The following is a 23,561-nucleotide window of genomic DNA, read 5'->3' as shown; positions in this document are numbered from 1 at the left end:
GAGGAGGACGCCGTGCCAGGGAGCGACGCGTACGAGAAGGGGCGGGAGATCCGCCGCCAGCTCATGGGCGAGGCGATGGTCGAGCGCCTGGCCCGGGAGGTCTATGACGACCCGATCATGCGGAAGTTCGGCGATTACGCCAGCGAGGCGGTGTTCGGCCTGCTGTGGTCGCGCCCGGGCCTCGACCTGAAGACGCGGGCGCTGGTCTGCGTCGTCTCCGACACCGCGACCGGCCGCTGGCCGGAACTCGCCATCCATCTGCGCATGGCGCGCCGCCAGGGCTGGACCGAGGAGGAGCTGTCGGAGGCGCTCCTGCATCTCGGCGGCTATGTGGGCCTGCCCGCGGTGCGCGAGGCGCTGCTGGTCGCGCGCGAGGTGTTCGCCGAGCTCCGCCGGGAGGAAGGGCAGGGCGCCGCCCCCGGCTGAGGCGCGGCGGTTCAGGCGGTCGCGGCGGGGGCCGTCGGGGCGGCGGCGGGGGCCTGGGCAGGTGCTTCGGCCTCGGTCGCGGTCCCGGAGTGGATTTCGTCCAGACTTGGCGTCTGGGCGGGGGCCTGGGCAGGTGCTTCGGCCTCGGTCGCGGTCCCGGAGTGGATTTCGTCCAGACTTGGCGTCTGGGCGGGGGCCTGGGCAGGTGCTTCGGCCTCGGTCGCGGTCCCGGAGTGGATTTCGTCCAGACTTGGCGTCTGGGCGGGGGCCTGGGCAGGTGCTTCGGCCTCGGTCGCGGTCCCGGAGTGGATTTCGTCCAGACTTGGCGTCTGGGCGGGGGCCTGGGCAGGTGCTTCGGCCTCGGTCGCGGTCCCGGAGTGGATTTCGTCCAGACTTGGCGTCTGGGCGGGGGCCTGGGCAGGTGCTTCGGCCTCGGTCGCGGTCCCGGAGTGGATTTCGTCCAGACTTGGCGTCTGGGCGGGGGCCTGGGCAGGTGCTTCGGCCTCGGTCGCGGTCCCGGAGTGGATTTCGTCCAGACTTGGCGTCTGGGCGGGGGCCTGGGCAGGTGCTTCGGCCTCGGTCGCGGCCCTGCCGTGCGCCATCGCCACCGCCTCCGCCACGCTTGCCGCGAGCGAGAAGGGGGTCCCGCCCTCCTCGGCGCGCAGCGCGGCGGCGAGGCTGCCCCCCTCCTCCGCCTGCCAGGCGAGGGCCAGGACCGGCACGCCCCGCAGCCGCCGGCGGGTGCGGCGCAGCAGGTAGCGCGCGGTGGCCGCGCTGACCCCACCCTCGATGAGGCAGAGGCAGACCAGGCGCGGCGAGGCGCTGATCGGCTCGCCCGCCATCGCCACCCGGTCGGAGTGCCAGGTGGCGGCGGCGAAGCCGCCCTGCTGCACGCCGAAGCCGCGGCGGAGCAGCGCCTGCGCCAGCATCGCCGCGAGCAGACCGTCGAAGGCGCCGCGGCCGGGCAGGCACTGCACCGCGCCGGGGACGGCCCAGGAGGGGGGCGGGGCGGGGGGCGGCTCCGCCTCCTCGGGCGCGGTCTCCTCCGCATCCTCGAGGTCCTCGAGCAGGGTCGTCACGCTGCGCTGGATCGCTTCCAGCCGCTGCGGCGTCAGCGCGTCCCGCGCCGCGTCGGCCTGGGCGAGGCGCAGCGCAGGCAGAGCAACAGTGTCGAGGTAGCCGACCAGCGTGCCTTCCTTCAGGAACCGCTCCGCCTGCTCGGCCAGCGCGTCCACATCCCCGGCCATGGCGCGCTGGTAAAAGAATTGCTGGGGATCGAGCGGCGGGCGGTCGCCGAGCAGGACGTCAAGGAATTCGAGCTGGTCCACATGCCGCCCGAGCACCACGAGGCAGACGGTCAGCGGCACCGCCAGCAGCAGGCCAAGCGGCCCCCACAGCCAAGCCCAGAAGGTGGCGGCGGCGATGACGGCGATCGGCGAGAGGCCGGTGGACTGGCCGAACACCAGGGGCTCCACGATCTGCCCCATGCTGAGCTCGCCCACCGCGTAGAGCGCCAGCACCCACAGCAGCGCCGACCAGCCGGGATCCGCCGCGACCGCCATCAGCGCCGGGAAGGCCACGGCGATCCAGCTTCCGATGAAGGGCACGAAGCGCATCAGCCCGGCGATGAAGCCCCACAGCAACGGGTTCGGGATGCCGATCAGCCAGAGCGCGGCGGTGATCACCAGCCCATAGGCGGTGTTCATCGCCACCAGCGCCAGGAAGTAGCGCGACAGCCGGTAGGCCGCGTCGTCCATCGCGGCCATGGTGCGGTGCAGGTCGCGCGTGCCGAACAGGCGGATCAGCCGGTCGCGCAGATCCTCCCGGTAGAGCAGGATGAAGATGACCAGGATCAGGATGATGCCGGTGACGGCGAGCGGGCCGAGCAGCGGCTCCACCACCACGCGCAGCGTCTGCAGCGGCGTCGGCTCGGGCGGCGTGACCACGACGGGGATCGGCTGGGGCTGGTCGGTCGCGGCCCGGCGCGGCGCGGCGCCGGCCGCGCCGGGCGGCGGCGTTTCCGGGCGGATGGAGCGGCCGAGCTCCTCGATCGCGCTGTTCATCCGCTCCACCAGCCCGCCCGGAGCCTGCAGCCCCGTGAGCTTGCGGTTGATGTTGGCCTGATACACCGGCAGGTTCTGCGCGAGCGAGGTGAGCTGCTGGCCCATCAGGGCGGTGACGCCGGCGACCATGGTGAGGGCGAGCACGGCCGAGAGCAGCACCGCCGGCGCCCGCGGCACGGCGAGGTGGCGCAGCGCCCGCACCACCGGCGCCAGCACGAAGGAGAGCAGCACCGCGAGCGCGAGCGGGATCAGCAGATCGCGGGCGAAGTAGAGCACCGCGATGATGATGATGCCGGTCTGCAGGTAGAGCAGGCCGGTGCCCGGCGCGCTGGAGAGGGTGCGGCGGGGGGGATCCTGGAAAGCGGGCATCCGGGAGCGGGTATCCTGCCGGCCGGGGATCGGCCGCGGCGCCGAAACGCTCCCGGCCGCTTCCGGTTCGCCCGCGCGCCGTCCCGGCCCGGAGGGTCAGCCCGGCGCGAGCGGCGGCGCCTCGCGCTCCACCGCCGCCGCCAGCACTCCGGCGCCGTAGGGGATGGCGGCGTCGTTGAAGTCGTAGCGCGGATTGTGCACCTCGCAGCCCCCCGCCTCGCCGGTGCCGTTGCCGACCAGGATGTAGGCGCCGGGGCATTCGGCCAGCATGTAGGCGAAATCCTCCGAGCCCATGGCCGGCGCGCGGTCGCGGTCCACATGCGCCTCCCCCACCAGGGCGGCGGCGGCCCCGGCGATCAGCGCCGTCTCGCGCGGGCTGTTCGCCAGCGGGGTGGCGATCTCGCGGAAGGCGCATTCGGCGGTGGCGCCGAAGCCGGTGGCGAGGCTCGCCGCCAGGGCGCGCATCCGCTCCTCCACCAGGCGCATGGTCTCGGGGCGGAAGGCGCGCACCGTGCCGCGCAGCGCCACGCGCTCCGGGATGACGTTGTAGGCGGTGCCGGCGCTGAAGCCGGTGACGCTGACCACCGCCGTATCGGCCGGCGCGACGTTGCGCGCCACCACGCTCTGCAGGGCGGAGACGAGCTGCGCGCCGCAGACCACCGGGTCCACCGTGGTCTCCGGCCGCGCCCCGTGGCCGCCGCGGCCGTGGATGTGGATGTCGAAGAAGGCGCAGCCCGCCATCATCGCGCCCTCGCGGATGGCGTAGTGGCCGACCGGCAGGCCGGGGCGGTTGTGCAGGCCGTAGACGGCGTCGCAGGGAAAGCGCTCGAACAGCCCGTCGGCGATCATCGCCCGCGCCCCGCCCCGGCCCTCCTCGGCGGGCTGGAAGATGAAGTGCACGGTGCCGGAGAAGCGCCGCGTCTCGGCCAGGTAGCGCGCCGCGGCGAGCAGCATGGTGGTGTGCCCGTCATGGCCGCAGCCATGCATCTTCCCCGGCACGGTGGAGGCGTGGGGAAAGGCGTTCTCCTCCGGCATGTCGAGCGCGTCCATGTCGGCCCGCAGGCCGATGCGCCTGCCGTTCCCGGAACAGGATCCGCTGCGGAGCACGCCGACCACGCCGGTGCCGCCGACGCCGCGATGCACCTCGATGCCGAAGGAGTCCAGCCGCTCCGCGACCAGGGCGGCGGTGCGGTGCTCCTCGAAGCCCGTCTCGGGGTGGGCGTGGAAATCCCGCCGCCAGGCGGTGAGTTCGGGCAGCCAGCGGCGGATGTGGTCGATCGGGCTCACGCGGTCGCTCCTGTGGGGCGGAGGGGGATGGGGCGGGGCGGCCAGGCGCGCCCCGCGGACGTCACGGACGGTCCCCGGTATCCGCCGCCGGCCGTTCCGGCGCCAGCCCCTCGCGCGCGAGCGCGATCGCCTCGCGCAGCGTCTCGGCATCGCCGATGTGGTTCGCGAGCAGGATCACCAGCCGCGCGTCGAGCCGGCGGGAGGCTTCGGAGTCGAGGCCGCGATGCGCCTCCATCAGCGCCGCGTAGAACCCGTCCGGATCGGCGAGGCGGGGCTCGGTGTGCAGGGGCATCAGGCGGCTCCGCGCCGGTTCGGGATGGCAAGCGCCCGGTCGCGCGCCGCCCGCACCGCCTCTGCCGTGGCGCCGCCGCGGAAGCGCGCCGCGAGGTGCTGGTCCGGGCGCAGCAGCAGGCAGTCGCCGGGGCCGGCGCCGAAGCGGCGCGCGGCGAGGCCGGAATGGTCCCACAGCGCCCCCGGCGCCGGCACGGCCGAGACCACGAGGCGGGCGATGCCGGGCGGCGCCTCGCTCCCCTGGCCGAAGCAGAGCAGGGTGAAGCCGCCATCGGCGCCGATGTGGCGCAGCAGCCAGTCCGGCTCGCCATCGCGCTGCACCGGCGCGTCCGGGGCGGAGGCGCCGAGCGGCAGCCCCTCTCCCCAGGGCACGGCGTCGGGAGTGGAAAGCGGGCTCGCGGCGAGCACGGCGGGGCGGGAGAGGCGGCCGGAATTCACCAGGGGCCGCGCCAAGGCGTGCCGCCCGGCCAGTTCCAGCACCGCGTCGCGGTAGGCGCGCGCCGCCTCGTTCTTCGGGGTGATGAAGTCGGTGCTGCGCGCGCTGTTGAGGATGTTCTCGTCCGCCGCCGGCACGCGCTCGGCGTCGTAGCTGTCGAGCAGCGCCTCCGGCGCCTCGCCCCGCAGCACCGCGGCGAGCTTCCAGCCGAGGTTGTCGGCGTCCTGCACCCCGCCATTGCCGCCGCGCGCGCCGAAGGGGCTCACCTGGTGGGCCGCGTCGCCGAGGAACAGCACGCGGCCGTGGCGGAAGCGCCCGATGCGCCGGCAGCGGAAGGTGTAGACGCTGACCCATTCGAGGTCGAAGGGGATGTCCGGGCCGAGCATGGCGGCGACGCGGGCGCGCACCCGCTCCGGGCGCTTCTCCTCCTCCGGGTCGGCGTCCCAGCCGAGCTGGAAGTCGATGCGCCAGAGGTCGTCGGGCTGGCGGTGCAGCAGCACCGACTGGCCGGGGTGGAAGGGCGGGTCGAACCAGAAGCGCCGCTCGGCCGGGAAGGCGGCGCGCATCACCACGTCGGCGATCAGGAAGCGGTCGCGGAACACCTGGCCGAGGAAGGGGAGGCCGAGGCTCTCCCGCACCAGGCTGCGCGCCCCGTCGCAGGCGAGCAGCCACGCCGCGTGCAGGCGGTAGCCGCCCTCCGGCGTCTCCACCCCGAGCAGCGCGCCGTCGGCGCGGGGCTCGACGGCGGCGACGCGGCTCTTCCAGCGCAGGTCCACGAGGCCGGTGGCCTCGCAGGCGTCCACCAGCCACTCCTCGACGTAGTACTGCTGCAGGTTCACGAAGGCCGGGTATTCATGGCCCTCCTCCGGCAGCAGGTTGAAGCTGTAGGCCTCGCGGTCGCGGAAGAAGACGCGGCCGGTGTTCCAGGTGACGCCCTTCTCCAGGAGGCGCGCGCCGAGGCCGAGGCGGCCGTAGATCTCGAGCGTCCGCTTCGCCCAGCAGATGGCGCGGGAGCCGAAGGAGACGGTGTCGTCCTCATCGAGCAGCACGACGCGCAGGCCGCGGCGGGCGAGGTCGAGCGCCACGGTCAGCCCCACCACCCCGGCGCCGACGACGGCGACGCCGGCCTCCTCCACCCGCCCGTGGTCCAGCGCCGCCGGGCGGCGGAAGGGGTAGCGCGGGTTGGCGTAGGTGCCCGGCACGGCGCGCCTCTCCTAGCCGCGGGGCACCTCGCCGCTCCGCGCCTCCTCGCCCTGCTCCAGCGCGCGCCACATCTCGAGGTCGCGCTCCGCGGTCCAGATGCGCGGCCGCTCGATGCCCTGCGCCTCGTCATAGGCGCGGGAGACGTTGAAGGGCATGCAGTGCTCGAAGATCACCCAGTGGCCGTAGACGGGGCGCATATGGGCCATGGTGTCGTCGTAGATCTGCTTCAGCGTCCAGCCCTTCTCCACGCCCTGCCGCACGCGGGCGAACAGGGTGGAGGTGAAGCTCTCCGTGTCCTGCAGGGCCTGCTCCACATCCGAGCGGGTCAGCAGGGCGCGGCCGCGGCCGGGGACCAGCTTCTCCGGGCCGAGGTCGCGGATGGCGCGGAGCGTGGCGGGCCAGTCGGCGAAATGCGCGTCGCCGCAATAGGGGGTGGCGCCGAACTCCACCGTGTCGCCGGCGAACAGCACCTTCTCCTTCGGCAGCCACACCACGGTGTCGCCCATGGTGTGGGCGCGGCCGATGCGGATCACCTGCGCCTCCCGCTCCCCAAGCCAGAGCGTCATCCGCCGGTCGAAGGTGTGGGTCGGCCAGGTGAGGCCGGGGATGCTCTCCCGGCCGCGGAACAGGCGGGGGAAGCGGCCGATCTCGCTGTCCATGTCCTGCCGGCCGCGCTCGACGATCAGCTCCCGCGTCAGGTCGGAGGCGATGATCGCCTGCGCGCCGTAGGCGGAGGCGCCGAGCACGCGCACGGCGTGGTAATGCGTCAGCACCAGCTGCCTCACCGGCCGGTCGGTGACGGCGCGGATGCGCGCCATCACGTCCCGCGCCATGATGGGGGTGGCCTGCGCGTCCACCACCACCACCCCGTCGGGGCCGAGGATGACGCCGGAGTTGGGATCGCCCTCCGCCGTGTAGGCGTAGAGGCCGGGGCCGAGTTCGTCGAAGGAGACGGTCTTCTCGGCGAGGTCGCGGGTGGAGGCGAAGCCGGACATGGCGACTCCCTGCGGCGTTCCCGCGCGGCCGGGCGGCGGCGCGGCTGCCGCAGGAGATGGCGCATGGCGCCGCGGCTGCCAAGCCGCGCGCCGGCCGGGGTGCGGCCACATGGAAATCGTAACCATTTCGCGATAGCCTCGGACCGCCGATACCCAGGAGAGGCCCATGCTCCGCCGCGCCTTCGCCGCCGCGCTCCTCGGCCTGCTGGCCGTCCCGGCCGAGGCCCAGACCGGCGACCCGTCCTTCCGGATCGTCAACAACACCCCGCGCACCGTGTTCGAGGTCTATGCTTCCCCCTCGACCGACCGGAGCTGGGGGCATGACCGCCTGGGCTCGGAGGTGATCCCGCCCGGCGGGCGGCACATCATCCGCCTGCCGGCGGACGGCAATTGCATCTACGACGTGCGCATCGTCTACCAGGGCGGCGCGGCGGAGGAACGGCGCAACGTCAACCTCTGCGCCGTCGTGGACTACGTGCTCGGCGGCGGGGCGCCGCCGACCCAGGCCGCCAACCCCTCCTTCAACCTGGTGAACCAGGGGCGGCGGACGATCCGGGAGTTCTACGCCTCCCCCTCCTCCCAGCAGGGCTGGGGGCCGGACAGGCTGGGCACCGAGGTGGTCGGGCCCGGCCAGCGCTTCCCGGTACGGCTGCCGGTGGGGGAGTGCACCTACGACATCCGCATCGTCTTCCAGGATGGCGAGGCGCGGGAGCAGCGGCGCATCAACGCCTGCAGCATCGTGGACTACGTGGTGCGGTAGCGCATCCCGGCCGAGGCGTTCGCGGTGCGCCGCGGAAACCGCGCGGACACCACGGCCCGGGGCGCCTTCGCCGCGCCCTTGCGCAAGTGAAGCCGCCCCGGGGCGCGGCGCCGCGCCGGCTTCCGCCGACGGCCCGGATGCGCAGCCCGGCGCCGGCCGAGGCCCCCGGCCTCAGGCGGCCTTCGCGCCGTGGATCGCCTTCCACACCGCCTCGGGCGTCGCCGGCATGTCGAGGTGCCTCACCCCGTCGTCCGACAGCGCGTCCACCAGCGCGTTCATCACCGCGGGCGGGGAGCCGACGGCCCCGGCCTCGCCCGCGCCCTTGACGCCGAGCGGATTGGTCTCGCACGGCACCTCGATCAGCTCCACCTCGATGTCCGGCAGGTCCTCCGCCCGCGGCAGGGCGTAGTCCATGAAGGAGGCGGAGAGGAGCTGGCCGCTCTCCGGGTCGTAGGCGGTGCGCTCGTGCACCGCCTGGCCGATGCCCTGCGCCACGCCGCCATGCACCTGGCCGCGCACGATCAGCGGGTTGATGGCGTGGCCGACATCGTCCACCACGATGTAGCGCGCGATCCCGACCAGGCCGGTATCCGGGTCCACCTCCACCTCGGCGATGTGGCAGCCATTGGGGAAGGTGTGGGCGCGGATCTCGGCCACCTCCGCGGCGTCGAGCAGCGTCGCCGGCTCGCCCTTCGCCGCCCGCTCGCGCTGGATGCGCGCGAGATCGAGGATGCCCACGCCCCGGTCGGTGCCGACCACGGAGAAGCGCCCGCCCTGCGGCGTGAACTCGATGTCCGCCACCGCCGCCTCCAGATGCTCGGAGGCCGCCTGCTTGCCCTTCTCGATCACCGTCGCGGTGGTGGCGAGGATCGCCTGGCCCTCCGAATAGAGCGAGCGCGCGCCGCCCGTGCCGCCGCCGGTCGGGATCACGTCCGAATCGCCCTGGACCACCCGGATCCTGTCGATCGGGATGCCGAGCTCGTGGCTGGTCAGCATCGCGTAGGCGGTCTCGTGGCCCTGGCCGGTGGATTGCGTGCCGACCAGCACCTCCACCATGCCGTCGGGCGCAAAGCGGATCTCGGCGCGCTCCGTCGGGCTGCCGCCCGTGGCCTCCAGGTAGTAGGCGAGGCCGATGCCGCGGCGCCGGCCGCGCCGCGCGCTCTCGGCCCGGCGGGCGGGAAAGCCGGCCCAGTCGGCCTTCCGCAGCGCGGCGTCCAGCACCGCGGCGAAGTCGCCGCTGTCGTAGCGCTGGCCGATGGCGGTGACGTAGGGCATGGCGCTGCGCGGCACCATGTTGCGCCGGCGCAGCTCGATGCGGTCCATGCCGAGCTCGCGCGCCGCCGTGTCGATCAGCCGCTCGACCAGGTAGTTGCTCTCCGGCCGCCCGGCGCCCCGGTAGGCATCCACCGGCACGGTGTTGGTCAGCACGCCGAGCACATGGGCGTGGATCGCCTGGAAATCGTAGACGCTGGCCAGCACCTTGGTGCCCGCGCCCGTGGGGATGAAGGGCGCGAAGGTGGAGAGGTAGGCGCCCATGTTGGCGTAGTTCCTGGTGCGCAGCGCCAGGAACTTCCCGTCCTTGTCGAGCGCCAGTTCGCCGAGGGTGATGTTGTCCCGCCCATGGGTGTCGGAGAGGAAGGCCTCGGTGCGCTCGCTGGTCCACTTCACCGGGCGCCCGAGGCGGCGCGCCGCCATGCACACCAACGCGTACTCGGCGTAGAGGTAGAGCTTCATGCCGAAGCCGCCGCCCACATCGGGGGTGACGACGCGGAACTTCTCGGGCGGCAGCCGGAACACGCTCTCCGCGAGCAGGTTCTTCACCAGCCAGGAGCCCTGGGTGCCGGCGTAGAGGGTGAACTTCCCCTCGCCCGCGTCATATTCGGCGGCGGCGGCGCGCACCTCCATGCTGGCGACGACGACCCGGTTGTTCACCACCGTCAGCCGCGTCACATGCGCGGCCTGGGCGAACAGCGCGTCGGCCTTCGCCCTGTCGCCCGCCTCCCAGTCGAAGGCGATGTTGTTCGGGACATGGTCCCAGACCGGCGGCGCGCCGGGCCGGTGCGCCGCGTCGAGGTCGGTGACGGAGGGCAGCACCTCGTAGTCCACCACCACCGCCTCGGCCGCGTCCTTGGCCGCCTTCGGCGTCTCGGCGACGATGAAGGCGACCGGATCGCCGACATGGCGCACCCGGTCCTCCGCCAGGGCGCCGCGCGGCGTGCTGGCGCGCTCCGACCCGTCGCGGTTCTTCAGCGGGATGATGCAGGGGATCTCGCCAAGGCCTTCCTCCCGCCACTCCTTCGCCGTGATCACCGCCAGCACGCCCGGCACCCGCAGCGCGGCGGCGGTGTCCACCGAGCGGATCCGCGCCGCGGCGTGCGGGCTGCGCAGCACATGGCCGTGGGCGGCGCCGGGGAGGGCGATGTCGTCGGTGTAGCGGCCACCGCCCTTGAGGAGGCGCGGGTCCTCGATGCGGCGCAGCGGCTGGCTCAGCCCGAACTTGGCCATGGTCTCTCCCTCGTCCCGATCGGTCCCTGGCGCCCATCATCTGCGCAGGAGGGGGCGATGGGGAAGGGGGTCAGGCGGCGAGGCCCGCCTCGACCGCGTCGCAGGCCGCGCCCACCCCGTCCTCCGCCCGCACCGCCTCCGCCACCGCGCGGGCCCGCGCCGCCGCCTGCGCGTCGCGCAGCAGGGCGGAGAGCGCCGTGGCGGCGGCGGAGGCGGTGTAGCGCCCCTCGGGCAGCACGGCGGCGATGCCGAGTCGCCGCAGCCGGTTCGCGTTGTCGGGCTGGTCGTTGGCGAAGGGCACCACCAGCATCGGCCGGCCGGCCCGCATCGCCTGGCCCGTGGTGCCGATGCCGCCCTGGTGGACGATGGCGGCGGCGCGCGGGAAGATCTCGGCATGCGGGGCGTAGCCTACCGCCAGCGCCCAGCCGGGCAGCGGGCCGGGGCGGAAGCCGCCCTCGGCCCTGCCGGTCAGCAGCAGGGCGCGGCGGCCGAGCCGCCGGGCCGCCTCCAGACTTTCCCGCCAGAACGCCCCGGCGCGATGGAAGGCCGCCGAGCCCAGGGTGAAGACGATGGGCGGCGGCCCCGCCGCCTCGGCCAGGAAGGCGGCGATGCGCGCCGCCTCGGCGGGCGAGGGGGCTTCGGGGTCCGGCCCGTCCCAGAAGGGAAAGCCGGTCGGCGCGAGGCGTGGTGGCCAGTCCGGCTGGCGCGCCGCGAGCAGGGAGGAGAAGAGGGCGAGGCCGAAGCGCGGCGGCCGGGCCGCGTTCAGCAGGGGATAGCCCGCGGGGGGAAGGCCGAGTTCCGCGCGCAGCGCCGCCACCGGCGCCGACCAGCGCCGCATCATCCCGAGCCCCAGGCGGCGGATGCCCGGCGCCAGCAGCCGGTGCAGCCAGGGCCGCTCGGCCAGCCAGGGCAGGCCGGGCGGCAGGCTCGGGTCATGCACCGAGAACAGGGCGAAGGGCTGCAGCAGCGCCGGCGCCCAGGGAATGCCGCGCTGCTCGGCCACCAGCGGCGCCACGGCGACGGTCGGGGCGTGGATCAGCAGGTCGCAGCCCGGCCCCTCCGCGGCCGCCGCCAGCAGGTCCGCATGGCTCGCCCGCAGATGCGGGGCGATGATCTCCCGCCACATCGCCGCGGCCCCGCGCGCGGGATGCAGGGTGCGGGCGCGCAGCCCGGCATCGGCCGCGAGCAGCGCCGCGTAGTCGGGGCGGAGCGGCGCGAAGCCGAGCCCCGCCGCGGCGGCATGCGCCCGGAAGGAGGGGGCGTGGGCGAGCGTCACCCGATGCCCGCGCGCCGCCAGGCCACGCCCGAGGGCGAGGAAGGGATGGAGATCGCCGAGCGAGCCCGTGCCGGCGATCAGGATGCGCGCCACGCCGCGTCCCCCTTCCGCTCACTCCGCGGGTCCGGGCGCCTCCCGCGGCGGCGGCACCACCGGCCGGTGGCGACGCAGCCGCGCCTTCACCCGCTCGCGCAGGGTCTGGAACACCACGTAGAGCATGGGGATCATGAAGATCCCGATCAGGGCGGCGGCGATCATGCCGCCGAACACCGGCGTGCCCACGGCGCGGCGGGAGAGCATCGCCGGCCCGGTCGCGATCACCAGCGGCACCAGGCCGAGGATGAAGGCGATCGAGGTCATCATCACCGCCCGGAAGCGGAGCCGGGCGCCCTCGACCGCCGCCTCCTGCACGCTGCGCCCGCGCCGCTCCCGCGCCTCGCGCGCGAACTCGACGATCAGGATGCCGTTCTTCGCCGCCAGCGCGATCAGCACCACCAGCCCGATCTGCGCGTAGACGTCGAGGGAGAGCCCCCCGATGAGGATCGCCAGGAAGGACCCGACGCCGCCCACCACGACGGAGAGCAGCACCGGCACGGGGATGGTCCAGCTCTCGTAGAGGGCCACCAGGAACAGGTAGGCGAACAGCACCGCCAGCGCCACCAGCATCCCGGTCTGCCCCGCCGCCTGCTTCTCCTGGTAGGCGGTGCCGGTCCACTCGAAGCCGTAGCCGGGCGGCAGGACGCGCGCGGAGATCTCCTCCATCGCCGCCAGCGCCTCGCCCGAGGAGACGCCCGGCGCCGGAGAGCCGTTGATGGTGAGGCTGCGGTAGTTGTTGTAGCGCTGCAGGGTCTGCGGCCCCACCACCACCCGCACGTCGGCGAAGGCGCGCAGAGGCACCATCTCGCCGCGGCTGTTGCGCACGTGGATGCGCCAGATGTCGGAGATGTCCGAGCGGTCCTCGGCCTCGGCCTGGATGTTCACCTGCCAGACCCGGCCGAACAGGTTGAAGTCGTTGACGTAGAAGCCGCCCAGCGTGGCCTGCAGCGCGGTGAAGATGTCGTTGATCCGCACGCCGAGCGCCTGCGCCTTGTCTCGGTCCACGTCGAGGAACAGGCTCGGCGTGGTCGGCGAGAAGGTGGAGAACACGGCGGCCAGGCGCGGGTCCTGGTTCGCCGCGACGACGAGGCCGAGCATGGCCGAGCCCATCTCCACCGGCTCCCGACCCTGGAAGTCCTGGAGCTGGTACTCGAAGCCGCCGCCGGTGCCGAGGCCGATGATCGGCGGGATGTTGAAGGCGAAGACGTCGGCGGTGCGGATGCCCTGCGCGGCGCCGAACACCCGCCGGATGCCGGCGAACACCGAATCCTCCACCCGCGTCCGGTCCTCGAAGGGCCGCATCCGCGCCACCACGAAGGCGGAGTTGGACTGCGCCCCGCCATCGATCAGCGAGAAGCCGACGATCGCCAGCACGTTCTCGATCGCCGGGTTCTGCCTCAGGACGGATTCCACCTGCATCACCGCCTCCCGCGTGCGGGAGACGCTGGCGCCCTGGGGCAGCTGGACCTGCACGAAGAACGCGCCCTGGTCCTCCTGCGGCAGGAAGCCCTGCGGGGTGCGCGAGGCGAGGCCCCAGATGCCGGCGGCGAACACCGCCGTCAGCAGCAGGCAGAGCACGGCGATGCGCACCAGGCGCCGCACCACCGCGGCGTAGCCGTCGCGCACCCAGTCTATGCCGCGCAGCACGTAGCGGATCGGGCCGCGGCGCGGCCCGGTGTGGCGCAGCGTCAGGGCGCAGAGGGCGGGCGAGAGGGTGAGCGCGTTGATGGCCGAGATCACCATCGCCACGCTGATGGTGACCGCGAACTCGCGGAACAGCACGCCCGAGACGCCGGGGATGAAGGCCACCGGCACGAAGACCGAGAGCAGCACCAGCGTGATGGCGATGATCGGGCCGGTGATCTCCCCCATCGCCTTCTTCACCGCCTGCGCCGGGGCGAGCTCCGGGTGCTCCTCCATCACCCGCTCGACGTTCTCCACCACCACGATGGCGTCGTCCACCACGATGCCGATCGCCAGCACCATGGCGAGGAGGGAGATGGTGTTCGCCGTGTAGCCCACCATCAGCAGCACGGCGAAGGTGCCGATCAGGCTGACCGGCACGGCGATGGTCGGGATGATGGTGGCGCGCAGGCTGCCGAGGAACAGGTAGACCACCAGCACGACCAGCACGAAGGCCTCGAGCAGGGTCTTCACCACCTCGCGGATGGTCTCGGTGACGAAGGTCGAGGTGTCGTACACCACCATGGTGCGCATCCCCTCGGGGAAGCGCTGCGAGAGCTGGTCGAGCGCCGCGCGCACGTTCTGCGCCGCCTGCACCGCGTTGGCGCCGGGCGAGAGGTAGACGCCCATGGTCACGGTCGGCCGCCCGTTCAGGCGGCTCTCCGTGTCCATGCTGGCCGCGCCGAGCTCCACGCGCGCCACGTCCCGCACCCGGAGCACGGAGCCGTCCGGGTTGGCGCGGATGACGATGTTCCCGAACTGCTCGGGGCTGGTCAGCCGCCCCTGGGTCTGGACGTTGATCTGGAACTGCTGGTCGTCGCTGATCGGCCGCGCCCCGACCCGCCCGACCGCGGCCTGCACGTTCTGCCCCTGCACCGCCTGGATCACGTCCTGCGGCGTGAGGTTCAGGCTGATCAGCCGGTCCACCTCGAACCAGATGCGCATGGAGTAGTCCATGGCGCCGAACAGGAACACGTCGCCCACCCCCGGCACGCGCCGCAGCGCGTCCAGCATGTTGATGGTGACGTAGTTCGAGAGGAACAGCGGGTCGTGCTCCCCGGTCTCGGAATAGACGGCGAGGAACTGCAGCACCGCCGAGGACTGCTTGCGCACCGTCACGCCGTTGCGCTGCACCTCCTGCGGCAGGCGGGCGAGCGCCGCCTGCACCCGGTTGTTCACGTTGACCGTGTTGATGTCCGGGTTGCTGCCCAGGCGGAAGGTGACGGTGAGCGTGTAGCTGCCGTCGTTGCCGCTGTTGGAGCGCATGTAGAGCATGCCCTCCACGCCGTTGACCGCGCTCTCGATCGGCTGGGCGACCGTGGCCTCGACCACGGTCGCCGAGGCGCCGGGGTAGCGCGTCGTCACCTGCACCTGCGGCGGCACGATGTTCGGGAACTGGCTGACCGGGATGGCGAACATCGCCAGCAGCCCGGCCAGCGTCATCACGATGGAGATGACGATCGCCAGCCGCGGCCGGTCCACGAAGACGCCGGAGATCATGGCGCCTCAGCCCTGCCGGCCGGCGGTGGCGCCGGGCTGGGCCGCCGCGGGGGCGGGGTTCACCGGCTGGCCCGGCCGCACCCGCTGCAGCCCCTCGGCGATCACCTGCTCCCCGCCCTCGAGCCCGGCCTCGATCACCGCCTGCTCGGCGGTGCCGCGGCCGAGGCGGACGCCGCGCCGCTCCGCCCTGTTCCCCTCGCCGAGGACGAAGACATAGGTGCCGCCCTGGTCCTGCAGCACCGCGGCGCGCGGGATGACGATGGCCTGCACCGGCTCCACCCCCTCCACCAGGACGGAGACGAACTGGCCGTCGATCAGCTCCCGGTCGCCGGCCGTGCCGGCCAGGGCGCCGTCCCGGGGGGGGTTCGGCATCAGCGCGCGGATCAGGATGGTGTCGGTGCCGCGCTCGATCTGCGGATCTATGAAGTCGATCCGTCCGGGATGCGGGTAGGGCCTGCCGTCGGGCAGGCGCACCCGCACCACCATGGCGGCGGAGCCGCCCCGCCCCTCGTAGCGGTTGCGCAGCTCGATCGCCGCGCGCGTGCTGACGGCGAAGGCGACCCGCATCGGGTCCTGGCTGACGATGGTGGCCAGCGGCTCGGCGAGGGTGGGGGAGACGACGTTGCCCACGCTCAGCGTCGCCCGGCCGATCTTGCCGTCTATGGGGGCCGTGATCTCCGTGTAGCCGAGATTGATCTCCGCCACCCGGAGCTGCGCCTGGGCGCCGAGCACCTGCGCCGCCGCCGTGCGCTCCTGCGCCAGCGCGTTGTCGAGCGCCGCCTGGGTGCCGGCGCCGGAGGCGCGCAGTTCCCGCGCCCGCTGCAGCGCCATGCGCGCGTTCTCGAGCGTCGCCTGGGCGGAGGCGAGGGCGGCGCGCGCCTGCTCGAGCTGCGCCTCGAAGGGCGCGCGCTCGATGCGGAACAGGATCTCGCCCTCGCGCACCTCCTGCCCCTCCTGGAACAGGCGTTCCTGCAGGAAGCCGGTGACGCGGGCGCGGATCTCCACGCGGTTCACCGCCTCGATGCGGCCGATGAACTCGGCGCTCTCCGTCACCGGCTTGCGCTCCGCCACCACCACCCCGACCGCGGGCGGACCCTGGGGGCCGAATTGCGCCCCGGCGGGGAGCGCGGAGAGCAGGAGCAGGCTCAAGGCCAGGAGAAGGCGGCGCATGGAGGGAATCCGAATTCGGGCCGGCGCGCATCCGCGCCCGGCGGGGCGCGGTGCATCTGGGATGGATCCGCGATTTGGGAACCGCGGCGCTGTTATGCATCCGTCGCGGGCCCGCCGCCATGGGTTGAAGCCGGCGGGGCGGGCGGGCAGGCTCGGCGCATGTGGTTCGCCCCGCCCCGCGAGATCCCCGCCCGGCTCTTCGCCAGCCTGCCCGAGGCGCTGCGCCGGCCCCGCCGCACCCCCTGGGCCGACGCCAACCGCGGCGGGGCGGAGACCGACAGCTTCCTCGAAGGCCCCTGCTTCGACGCCAAGGGTCGGTTCCATGTGGTGGACATCCCGAACGGGCGGGTGTTCCGCCCCGGCCCCGCCGCCTGGGAGGTGGTGGCGGAGTACGAGGGCTGGCCGAACGGCATGGCCGTGGCGCCGGCGGGCGGGGCGCTGCTCATCGCCGATTACCGCCACGGCCTGCTCAGCCTCGACCCCGATTCGGACAGCCTCGCCCCGGTGCTGGAGACGGTGCTGTCCGAGGGCTTCAAGGGGCTGAACGACCTCGCGGTGGGGCCGGACGGCGCGGTGCTGTTCACCGACCAGGGCCAGACCGGGCTGCAGGACCCCACGGGCCGCGTCTGGCGCCTCTGGCCGGACGGGCGGCTCGACCGGCTGATCGCCAACGGGCCGAGCCCGAACGGCATCGCGCTCAACCGCGCCGGGACGCATTGCTACGTGGCCATGACCCGCTCCTGCGAGGTGTGGCGCTTCGCGCTGCGCGCCGACGCGGTGGTGGGCAAGGCGCAGTGCTTCCTGCGCGTCCCGGCGGGCACCTCCGGCCCCGACGGGCTGGCGGTGGACGCGCATGACCGCCTCTTCGTCGCCAATCCCGGCCACGGCCAGGTCTGGATGGCGGACCCGCACGGGGTGATCCTCGCCCGGGTGGATTGCACGGCCTTCGGCCGCCACCCCACCAATTGCTGCCTCGCGCCCGACGGCACCACGCTGCTGATCACCGAGAGCGCCAGCGGCCGCATCCTCGCCGCCGAGATCCCGCCGCCCTGGTAGCGGCGCCTGGGCGGGGGGTCAGCCCCGCCGCAGCCACAGGAAGCCCGCCGTGCACAGCACCAGCGCGGCGGCGAAGCTGAGCAGCGCCGCCGCGACGCCGCCCAGGGAGGCGGCGGCGCCCGAGACGCCCTGCAGCACTGCCGCGCCGGCGAAGAAGGCGATGTTCTGCGCCGACATCGCCCGCCCCGCCTGATCGGCCGGCACCGCCGCCCGCACCAGGGAGAAGCACAGCACCTGGAAGGCGATGACGAGGCCGAAGGCGACCAGCACCGCCGCGTCGAACCCCGCGGGAAGCTGCGGCAGGCCGAGCAGGCGGGAGAGCCAGAAGCCGGGTCCGCCGCCGACCAGCACCAGGATCAGCCCGGCCACGGCGAAATGGCTCGCCGCCATCAGCAGCACCGGGCGGCCCACCAGGCGGTGCACCGCCCCCGCGATCGCCGGCCCCACGACCAGCGCCGCCGTGCCGGCCAGCAGCATGTTGCCCGCCTCGACCCGCGACAGTCCCTTCACCTCCATCAGCCACGGCCCGCCCCAGAGGCCGCGCAGACCAAGCACCACGGCCAGGCTGGCGAAGGCGAAGACCATCAGCGGCCGCAGCGCGGGCGAGGCGGCGATCGCCAGGACCTCCCGCATGTCCTGCTTCAGCGAATGCGACACGGCGCGGCGCGGCGGCGGCTGGCGCACCGTCGCCGCCACCGCCGCGAGGCCGAGTGCGGCCAGCGCCGCCGCGGCGAGGAACCCCGCGCGCCAGCCCTGCCACTCCACCAGCAGGGCCAGCGGACTCGCGGTGAGCAGCATCCCCGAATTGCCCACCGTCTGGATGATGCCCGACCACAGCGCGAAGCCCGCCGCGTCGGTGGCGCGCGCGGCGTAGGTGAGGGGACACATCAGCATCCCCGAGCAGCCGATGCCGAGCACCACCTGGGCGAGCAGCATCCCCCAGGGTCCCCTCGCCAGCGCGGCCAGCATGGCGCCGATGGCGCAGATCGAGAGCAGGGCGAGCGCCGTGCGCCGTACCCCCCAGCGGTCGAGCGCCACGCCGACGGGCAGCATCACCAGGGCGAAGGCGGCCGGGAAGGCGCCGGTGATGGCGGCCAGCGTCTCGGCGGTGATGCCGAGGTCGCGCGCCAGCACGTCCGCCGCCACCGCCGGCAGGGTGCGCACGGCGTTGGAGAAGACATGCCCCAGCGCGAGCGCCAGGATCGGCAGCGCGATGATGGCGGCGCCGGCGGCCGGCTTGGCGTCCACGGCGGGCTCAGTTCCGGAACATCTTCCCCGGGTTGAGGATGCCCCGCGGGTCGAAGCTGTGCTTGATGCCGCGCATCAGCGCCAGCGCTTCCGGCCCGTGCTCCTGCTCCAGGAACTCCCGCTTGCCGAGGCCGACGCCGTGCTCGCCCGAGCAGGTGCCGCCGAGCGCGAGGCCGCGGGCGACGATGCGCCGGTCCATGTCCCAGGCGCGCTCCAGCCCCTCCGGGTCGTTCGGGTCGTAGAGCACCATCTGGTGGAAATTGCCGTCCCCGACATGGCCGACGATGCAGGTGACGTGGCCGAGCGCCTGCGCCTCCTCCTTGGCACCGACCAGCGCCTCGGCGAGGCGGGAGATCGGCACGCAGACATCGGTGGTCAGCGCCCGCCAGCCCGGCTTCAGCGCGAGGCCGGCCCAGTAGGCGTCGTGGCGCGCCTTCCACAGCCGGTTGCGCGCCTCGGCGTCGGTCGCCCAGGCGAAGCCCTCGGCGCCGTAGTCGGCGGCGATCGCCTCCACCGCCTCGGCCTGCTCCTTCACCGCGGCGTGGCTGCCGTGGAATTCCAGGAACAGGGTGGGAGCGGCGCGGTAGCCCTCCAGCTTCGAGTAGCGGATGCAGGCCTCCATCATGTCGGTGTCCAGCAGCTCGATCCGCGCCACCGGGATGCCGGCCTGCATGGTGGCGATCACCGCCTCGACCGCGGACTTCAGGTCGGGGAACTGGCAGACCGCGGCCGACATCGCCTCCGGAATGCCGTGCAGGCGCAGCCGGATCTTCGTGATGACGCCGAGGGTGCCCTCGCTGCCGATGAAGAGGTGCGTCAGGTCGTAGCCGTTGGCGGCCTTGCGCGCGCGCGAGCCGGTGTTGATGACGCGCCCGTCCGCCAGCACCACCTCGAGGCCGAGCACGTTCTCGCGGATGGTGCCGTAGCGCACCGCGTTGGTGCCGGAGGCGCGGGTCGCGCACATGCCGCCGATGGTGCAGTGGCTGCCGGGATCCACGGGGAAGAACAGGCCCTGGTCGCGCAGGTGCTCGTTGAGCTGATGGCGGGTGACGCCGGGCTCGATCAGGCAGTCCATGTCCTCGGCATTGACCTCGAGGATCCGGGTCATGCGCGAGAGGTCGAGCGAGATCCCGCCCCGCACCGGGTTGACGTGCCCCTCAAGGCTGGTGCCGGCGCCGAAGGGCGTCACCGGCACGCGGTGGTGGTGGCAGAGGGCGAGCAGGCCGCTCACCTCCTCCGTGGTCTCGGGGAAGGCGACGGCGTCGGGCAGGGTGGGGGGGGTGCTGTCCTCGCCCCGCGCGTGCTGTTCCCGCACCGTCTCGTTGACCGAAAGCCGGTCTCCGAGCAGCGCCTGCGCCTCGGCGATGACGGCGGCGACGCTGTTCGGCTCCGGACGTGGGATGATGGGCATGGCGTTCCTCATGGCCGCCCCCGGTGGGGCGGGTCAGGCGTCGCGGGCCAGCGGGCAGGTCAGGCAGTGCGGCCCGCCGCCGCCGGCGGTGAAGAGGGAGAGCTCGGGGTCGAGCACGACCAGCCCCTCCGCCCTCAGCGCGGCGTTCAGCGCGTGGCTCGCGCGGGCGGATATCACGCGGTCGGCGCCGAGGGAAAGGATGTTGCAGCCGAGCCGCATCGCCTCCCGGTAGGGGACGGGGATGCAGCGGATGCGGCGCGCGGCGAGCCAGGCGAGGAACCCCTCCTCCAGCGCCTCCGTGCAGGCGACGGCGAGGCCCGGCGCGGCCATGCAGAACAGCACGTCGAGGTGCAGGAAATGCTCGTCGAAGGGCTCGATCCGCACCTCCCACCCCTCCGCGCGCAGCCAGCCCGCGAGCTGCTCCGCGCCCGCCCTGTCGGTCCGCCCGCCGCTCGCGCCGATCAGGGCGAGGCCGGGGCGGAGGATGTGCACGTCGCCTCCCTCCAGCGTGCCGGCGGAGGAAAGGCGCCACATCCGGCTGCCCCGCGCCGCGTGCCATTCCAGAAGGGGGGCGTATTCGCCGCGGCGCTCAGGCCGCGCGAGCTGGCACAGCACCGGCCCACGATGCGTCACCACCACCGAATCGCGGGTATAGGCCATGTAGGGGAGGTGCGGCTCGGGCGGCAGCGCGTGCACGCGCACCCCGGCCCCCTCCAGCGCCGCCACCAGCTCGCGGTGCTGCGCCGCCAGCGCCTCCGGCCCGGGCTGCGCCCCCGCGGCCAGGGTGCGGCGCGCGATGGCGTTGGCCGGGATCCAGCGATAGTGGTCGGGCGGGCAGACCAGCGCCTCGGCGAGCCGCCCGGTCTCCGAGGCCACGATCCAGGGGGGCATGCGCGCAGCCTGCCGCCCGCGGCACGCCCCGTCCAGCCGCGTTGACGCCCCGGGGCCCCGCCCCTAGCGTCGCGCTGGCCAGCGGAACCGAGGGGGAAGCGATGCCGAACAAGGTCAAGGAACTGTGGAAGGCCGGCAAGCCGGTCATCAACGGGTGGCTCGCCATCCCCAACGCCTTCAGCGCCGAGGTCATGGCCCAGGCCGGCTGGGACAGCCTGACCGTGGACCTGCAGCACGGGGTGCAGGACTTCCTCTCCTGCGTCGCCTGCTTCCAGGGCATCCAGCACATGGGCGTCACGCCCATGGTGCGGGTGCCCTGGAACGAGCCCGGCATCATCGGCAAGGTGCTCGACGTCGGCGCCTACGGCGTGATCTGCCCGATGGTGAACACCGCCGAGCAGGCCCGCGCCCTGGTCGCCGCCTGCCGCTACCCGCCGCAGGGCACGCGCAGCAACGGCCCGATCCGCGCCGGCATCTACGGCCAGTACGGCGCGGCGGGCGGCTACCAGAAGACCGCGAACGACGAGATCATGGTCATCCCCATGATCGAGACGCAGGAGGCGCTCGACAACCTCGACGCCATCCTGGACGTGCCCGGCATCAACGGCATCTATGTCGGCCCCTCCGACCTCGGCCTCTCCCTCGGGCTGGAGCCGAAGCTCGACCGCGAGGAGCCGGAGATCCTGAAGATCTACGAGCGGCTGCTGAAGGAGACCAGCCGGCGCGGCATCGCCGCCGGGCTGCACAACGCCACCGGTGCCTATGCGCGGCGCATGATCGACATGGGCTTCCGGCTGGTCACCATCGCCAATGACAGCGGCCTGATGCTGAGCGCCGCGCGGACCGCGGTGCAGCAGGCGCGCGGCGGCTGAGGCGGAGGGCCCGGATGCCGGCCGCATTCGGGCCGCGCCGCGGCCGGGGCGCGCGGGAGAGGCGCGCGGGCGGGCGATGCTGCGCCTGATCGCGGGGCGGCTGGTCCAGATCGCCGTCACCCTGGTGATCCTCTCCGCGCTCACCTGGCTCGCCATGGGGCTGATGCCGGGGGATCCGCTCGACCTCGCCCTGCTCGCCGACCCGGCGCTGACCGCGGCCGATGTCGAGCGGATGCGTGTGCTGCACGGCCTCGACCGACCGCTGCACGAGCGCTACCTGGCCTGGGCCGCCGCCGTGCTGCGTGGCGAGTTCGGCTATTCCCGCCTCTACGCCCTGCCGACGGCGGCGGTGCTGTGGCCGGCGCTGGGCTCGACGCTGGTGCTGCTCGGCTGCGCCCTGTCGCTGGCGCTGGTCGCCGGCGTCGGGCTCGGCGTGCTGGCGGCGGTGCGGCCGCGCGCGGCGCCGGCGGCCGACGCCTTCGCCATCCTGGCGCAGTCCACGCCGAGCTTCTGGCTCGGCATCCTGCTCATCATCCTGTTCGCGGTCACGCTGGGCTGGCTGCCGGCGGGCGGGGTGGCGGAGGAGCCGGGGCTCTGGCCGGCGCTGCGCTTCCTGGCGCTGCCGGTGGCGACGCTCGCCATCGTCAACTCCGCCGCCTATCTGCGCCACTCGCTTGCGGCGATGCAGGCCGAGCTGTGGCAGCCCTACATCCGCACCGCGCGCATGAAGGGCCTGCCGGAGCGCGTGGTGATCTGGCGCCACGCCTTCCCCAACGCGGCCATTCCCATTGTCACCATCACGGCGCTGGATGCGGGGGCGCTGGTCTCCGGGGCGCTGATCACCGAGACGATCTTCGCCCGCCCCGGCATGGGGCGGCTGATCTACGACAGCATCATGGGCAACGACTACAACCTCGCCCTGCTGGCGCTGCTGCTGGCGGCGCTGGTGACCATGCTGGCGACGCTCGCCGCCGATGTCGCGCAGCGGCTGCTCGACCCGCGGCTCGGCGGCTGATGCGGCTGTGGCTGGGCCTCGCCCTGCTGGCGCCGCTCGCGCTCGGTGCCGCCGCGGCGCCGCTGGTCCAGGCCCTGCTCGGCCACGATCCCTTCACCCCGGACCTGTTCAGTCGCTACCAGCCGCCCTCGGCCGCGCACCCGCTCGGCACGGACGAGCTCGGGCGGGACATGCTGCTGCGCCTTCTGCACGGTGCGCGGGTGTCGCTGACGGTGGGCGTGTCCGTGGCGCTCGGCGCCACCACTCTCGGCACCGCCATCGGGCTGCTCGCCGCCTGGCGCGGCGGCTGGGTGGATGCGGTGCTGATGCGGATTGCCGATGGCATGCTGTCGCTGCCCGCCCTGCCGCTGCTCGTGGTGCTGGCGGCGGTGGACACCGGCCGCTTCGGCCTGCCGCGCGGCGAGGCGGCCTCGGACATCGCCCGCATCGTCGTCATCCTGGTGCTGTTCGGCTGGGTGGGGGTGGCGCGCCTCGCGCGCGCCGCGGCGCTGACGCAGCTCTCGCTCGACTACGTGCAGGCCGCGCGGGTCTCCGGCGCGACCGAGGGGCGGGTGCTGGCGCGGCACGTGCTGCCCAACATCCTCGGCCCGGTGACGGTGGCCACCGCGCTTGCCGTCGCCGGCGCGATCCTCGCCGAGAGCACGCTGAGCTTCCTCGGCCTCGGCATCCAGCCACCGGCGCCCTCCTGGGGCAACATGCTCTCCAACGCGCAGGAGATGGTGTTCAACGCGCCGATGGCCGCGGTCTGGCCGGGGCTGATGATCCTCATCGCCGTCGCCGGCTGCACGCTGGTGGCGGACGGGGTGCGGCGGCGGGTGCCGTAGGGGCGCTGCAGCAGAGCGGCACCCGATGCCGGGGCCCGACGCTTTCGCTCCCGCAAACGGGGTTTGAACGGATCGCCCGGGCGGGTATATTGATTTGCAAGAGAATGTCCCCGTAGCTCAGCAGGATAGAGCACCAGATTCCTAATCTGGGGGCCGTGGGTTCGAATCCCGCCGGGGACGCCAC

General features: G+C 73.7%; 18 protein-coding genes and 1 tRNA gene. 7 read left to right on the top strand and 12 right to left on the bottom strand.

Annotated elements, in window-relative coordinates; all coding sequences use genetic code 11:
- Positions 1–12 precede the first annotated feature (12 nt).
- Positions 13–426, top strand: a complete 414-nt coding sequence (locus ET526_RS16220; RefSeq protein WP_158295612.1) for a carboxymuconolactone decarboxylase family protein — start codon at positions 13–15, stop codon at positions 424–426.
- A gap of 11 nt (positions 427–437) precedes the next feature.
- On the opposite strand, the gene ET526_RS16215 is transcribed toward ET526_RS16220, so the two are convergent.
- The 5 genes from ET526_RS16215 to ET526_RS16195 form a co-directional block, all read right to left on the bottom strand.
- Positions 438–2,858: an AI-2E family transporter gene (locus ET526_RS16215; RefSeq protein WP_135468929.1), complete on the bottom strand. Its 2,421-nt coding sequence runs from the start codon at positions 2,856–2,858 to the stop codon at positions 438–440.
- Positions 2,859–2,954: 96 nt separating this feature from the next.
- Entirely contained in the window at positions 2,955–4,145 is a 1,191-nt protein-coding gene (locus ET526_RS16210) for a M20 aminoacylase family protein (protein WP_240048438.1), read from the bottom strand.
- A gap of 61 nt (positions 4,146–4,206) precedes the next feature.
- On the bottom strand, positions 4,207–4,437 hold the full coding sequence (locus ET526_RS16205; protein ID WP_135468924.1) for a DUF2783 domain-containing protein: 231 nt from the start codon (positions 4,435–4,437) through the stop codon (positions 4,207–4,209).
- A complete protein-coding gene (locus ET526_RS16200; RefSeq protein ID WP_135468922.1) occupies positions 4,437–6,074 on the bottom strand; it encodes an FAD-dependent oxidoreductase in 1,638 nt (545 codons plus the stop codon). The genes ET526_RS16205 and ET526_RS16200 overlap by 1 nt, the downstream gene beginning before the upstream one ends.
- 12 nt (positions 6,075–6,086) lie before the next feature.
- Positions 6,087–7,070: an MBL fold metallo-hydrolase gene (locus ET526_RS16195; RefSeq protein WP_135468919.1), complete on the bottom strand. Its 984-nt coding sequence runs from the start codon at positions 7,068–7,070 to the stop codon at positions 6,087–6,089.
- Between the two features lie 166 nt (positions 7,071–7,236).
- On the opposite strand from ET526_RS16195, the gene ET526_RS16190 reads away from it, so the two are divergent.
- Positions 7,237–7,830 carry a hypothetical protein gene (locus ET526_RS16190; RefSeq protein WP_135468917.1) on the top strand — a complete coding sequence of 198 codons (594 nt, stop codon included), beginning with the start codon at positions 7,237–7,239 and terminating at the stop codon, positions 7,828–7,830.
- Between the two features lie 171 nt (positions 7,831–8,001).
- On the opposite strand, the gene ET526_RS16185 is transcribed toward ET526_RS16190, so the two are convergent.
- The 4 genes from ET526_RS16185 to ET526_RS16170 form a co-directional block, all read right to left on the bottom strand.
- Positions 8,002–10,335: a xanthine dehydrogenase family protein molybdopterin-binding subunit gene (locus ET526_RS16185; protein WP_135468915.1), complete on the bottom strand. Its 2,334-nt coding sequence runs from the start codon at positions 10,333–10,335 to the stop codon at positions 8,002–8,004.
- 70 nt (positions 10,336–10,405) lie between these two features.
- On the bottom strand, positions 10,406–11,704 hold the full coding sequence (locus tag ET526_RS16180) for a glycosyltransferase (RefSeq protein ID WP_135468912.1): 1,299 nt from the start codon (positions 11,702–11,704) through the stop codon (positions 10,406–10,408).
- A gap of 18 nt (positions 11,705–11,722) precedes the next feature.
- Positions 11,723–14,890 (bottom strand): efflux RND transporter permease subunit, encoded by a 3,168-nt coding sequence (locus tag ET526_RS16175; protein ID WP_135468910.1) that lies wholly within the window; start codon positions 14,888–14,890, stop codon positions 11,723–11,725.
- Positions 14,891–14,896: 6 nt separating this feature from the next.
- Positions 14,897–16,060 (bottom strand): efflux RND transporter periplasmic adaptor subunit, encoded by a 1,164-nt coding sequence (locus tag ET526_RS16170; RefSeq protein ID WP_135468908.1) that lies wholly within the window; start codon positions 16,058–16,060, stop codon positions 14,897–14,899.
- A 159-nt stretch (positions 16,061–16,219) separates the two neighbouring features.
- Here ET526_RS16170 and ET526_RS16165 point away from each other — a divergent pair, with 159 nt between their 5' ends.
- Complete coding sequence (locus tag ET526_RS16165) at positions 16,220–17,116, top strand: SMP-30/gluconolactonase/LRE family protein (RefSeq protein ID WP_135468906.1); 897 nt, start codon at positions 16,220–16,222, stop codon at positions 17,114–17,116.
- Positions 17,117–17,134: 18 nt separating this feature from the next.
- Here the strand turns inward: ET526_RS16165 and ET526_RS16160 are convergent, their stop codons facing one another.
- The 3 genes from ET526_RS16160 to ET526_RS16150 are packed head-to-tail and all read right to left on the bottom strand — an operon-like array spanning position 17,135 to position 20,666.
- Complete coding sequence (locus ET526_RS16160) at positions 17,135–18,364, bottom strand: MFS transporter (protein ID WP_240048437.1); 1,230 nt, start codon at positions 18,362–18,364, stop codon at positions 17,135–17,137.
- Positions 18,365–18,371: 7 nt separating this feature from the next.
- Entirely contained in the window at positions 18,372–19,775 is a 1,404-nt protein-coding gene (locus ET526_RS16155; RefSeq protein WP_135468904.1) for an FAD-binding oxidoreductase, read from the bottom strand.
- 33 nt (positions 19,776–19,808) lie between these two features.
- The gene (locus tag ET526_RS16150; protein ID WP_135468902.1) at positions 19,809–20,666 is read right to left on the bottom strand and encodes a dimethylarginine dimethylaminohydrolase family protein; all 858 of its coding nucleotides are present in this window, start codon (positions 20,664–20,666) and stop codon (positions 19,809–19,811) included.
- 101 nt (positions 20,667–20,767) lie between these two features.
- On the opposite strand from ET526_RS16150, the gene ET526_RS16145 reads away from it, so the two are divergent.
- From ET526_RS16145 to ET526_RS16130, 4 genes are all read left to right on the top strand, one after another.
- Entirely contained in the window at positions 20,768–21,538 is a 771-nt protein-coding gene (locus ET526_RS16145) for an HpcH/HpaI aldolase family protein (RefSeq protein ID WP_135468900.1), read from the top strand.
- A 76-nt stretch (positions 21,539–21,614) separates the two neighbouring features.
- Positions 21,615–22,553 carry an ABC transporter permease gene (locus ET526_RS16140; RefSeq protein WP_135468898.1) on the top strand — a complete coding sequence of 313 codons (939 nt, stop codon included), beginning with the start codon at positions 21,615–21,617 and terminating at the stop codon, positions 22,551–22,553.
- Positions 22,553–23,377 carry an ABC transporter permease gene (locus ET526_RS16135; protein WP_240048436.1) on the top strand — a complete coding sequence of 275 codons (825 nt, stop codon included), beginning with the start codon at positions 22,553–22,555 and terminating at the stop codon, positions 23,375–23,377. Before ET526_RS16140 ends, ET526_RS16135 begins: the two co-directional genes overlap by 1 nt.
- Before the next feature lie 106 nt (positions 23,378–23,483).
- Positions 23,484–23,560 (top strand) — tRNA-Arg (locus tag ET526_RS16130).
- The last annotated feature ends 1 nt before the right edge of the window (position 23,561 follow it).

This window comes from Crenalkalicoccus roseus (genome assembly GCF_004761865.1).
Taxonomy (GTDB): Bacteria; Pseudomonadota; Alphaproteobacteria; order Acetobacterales; family Acetobacteraceae; genus Crenalkalicoccus; species Crenalkalicoccus roseus.
Note: the sequence above shows the minus strand (reverse complement) of the source record. Positions and strands in the feature narration are given on the sequence as shown.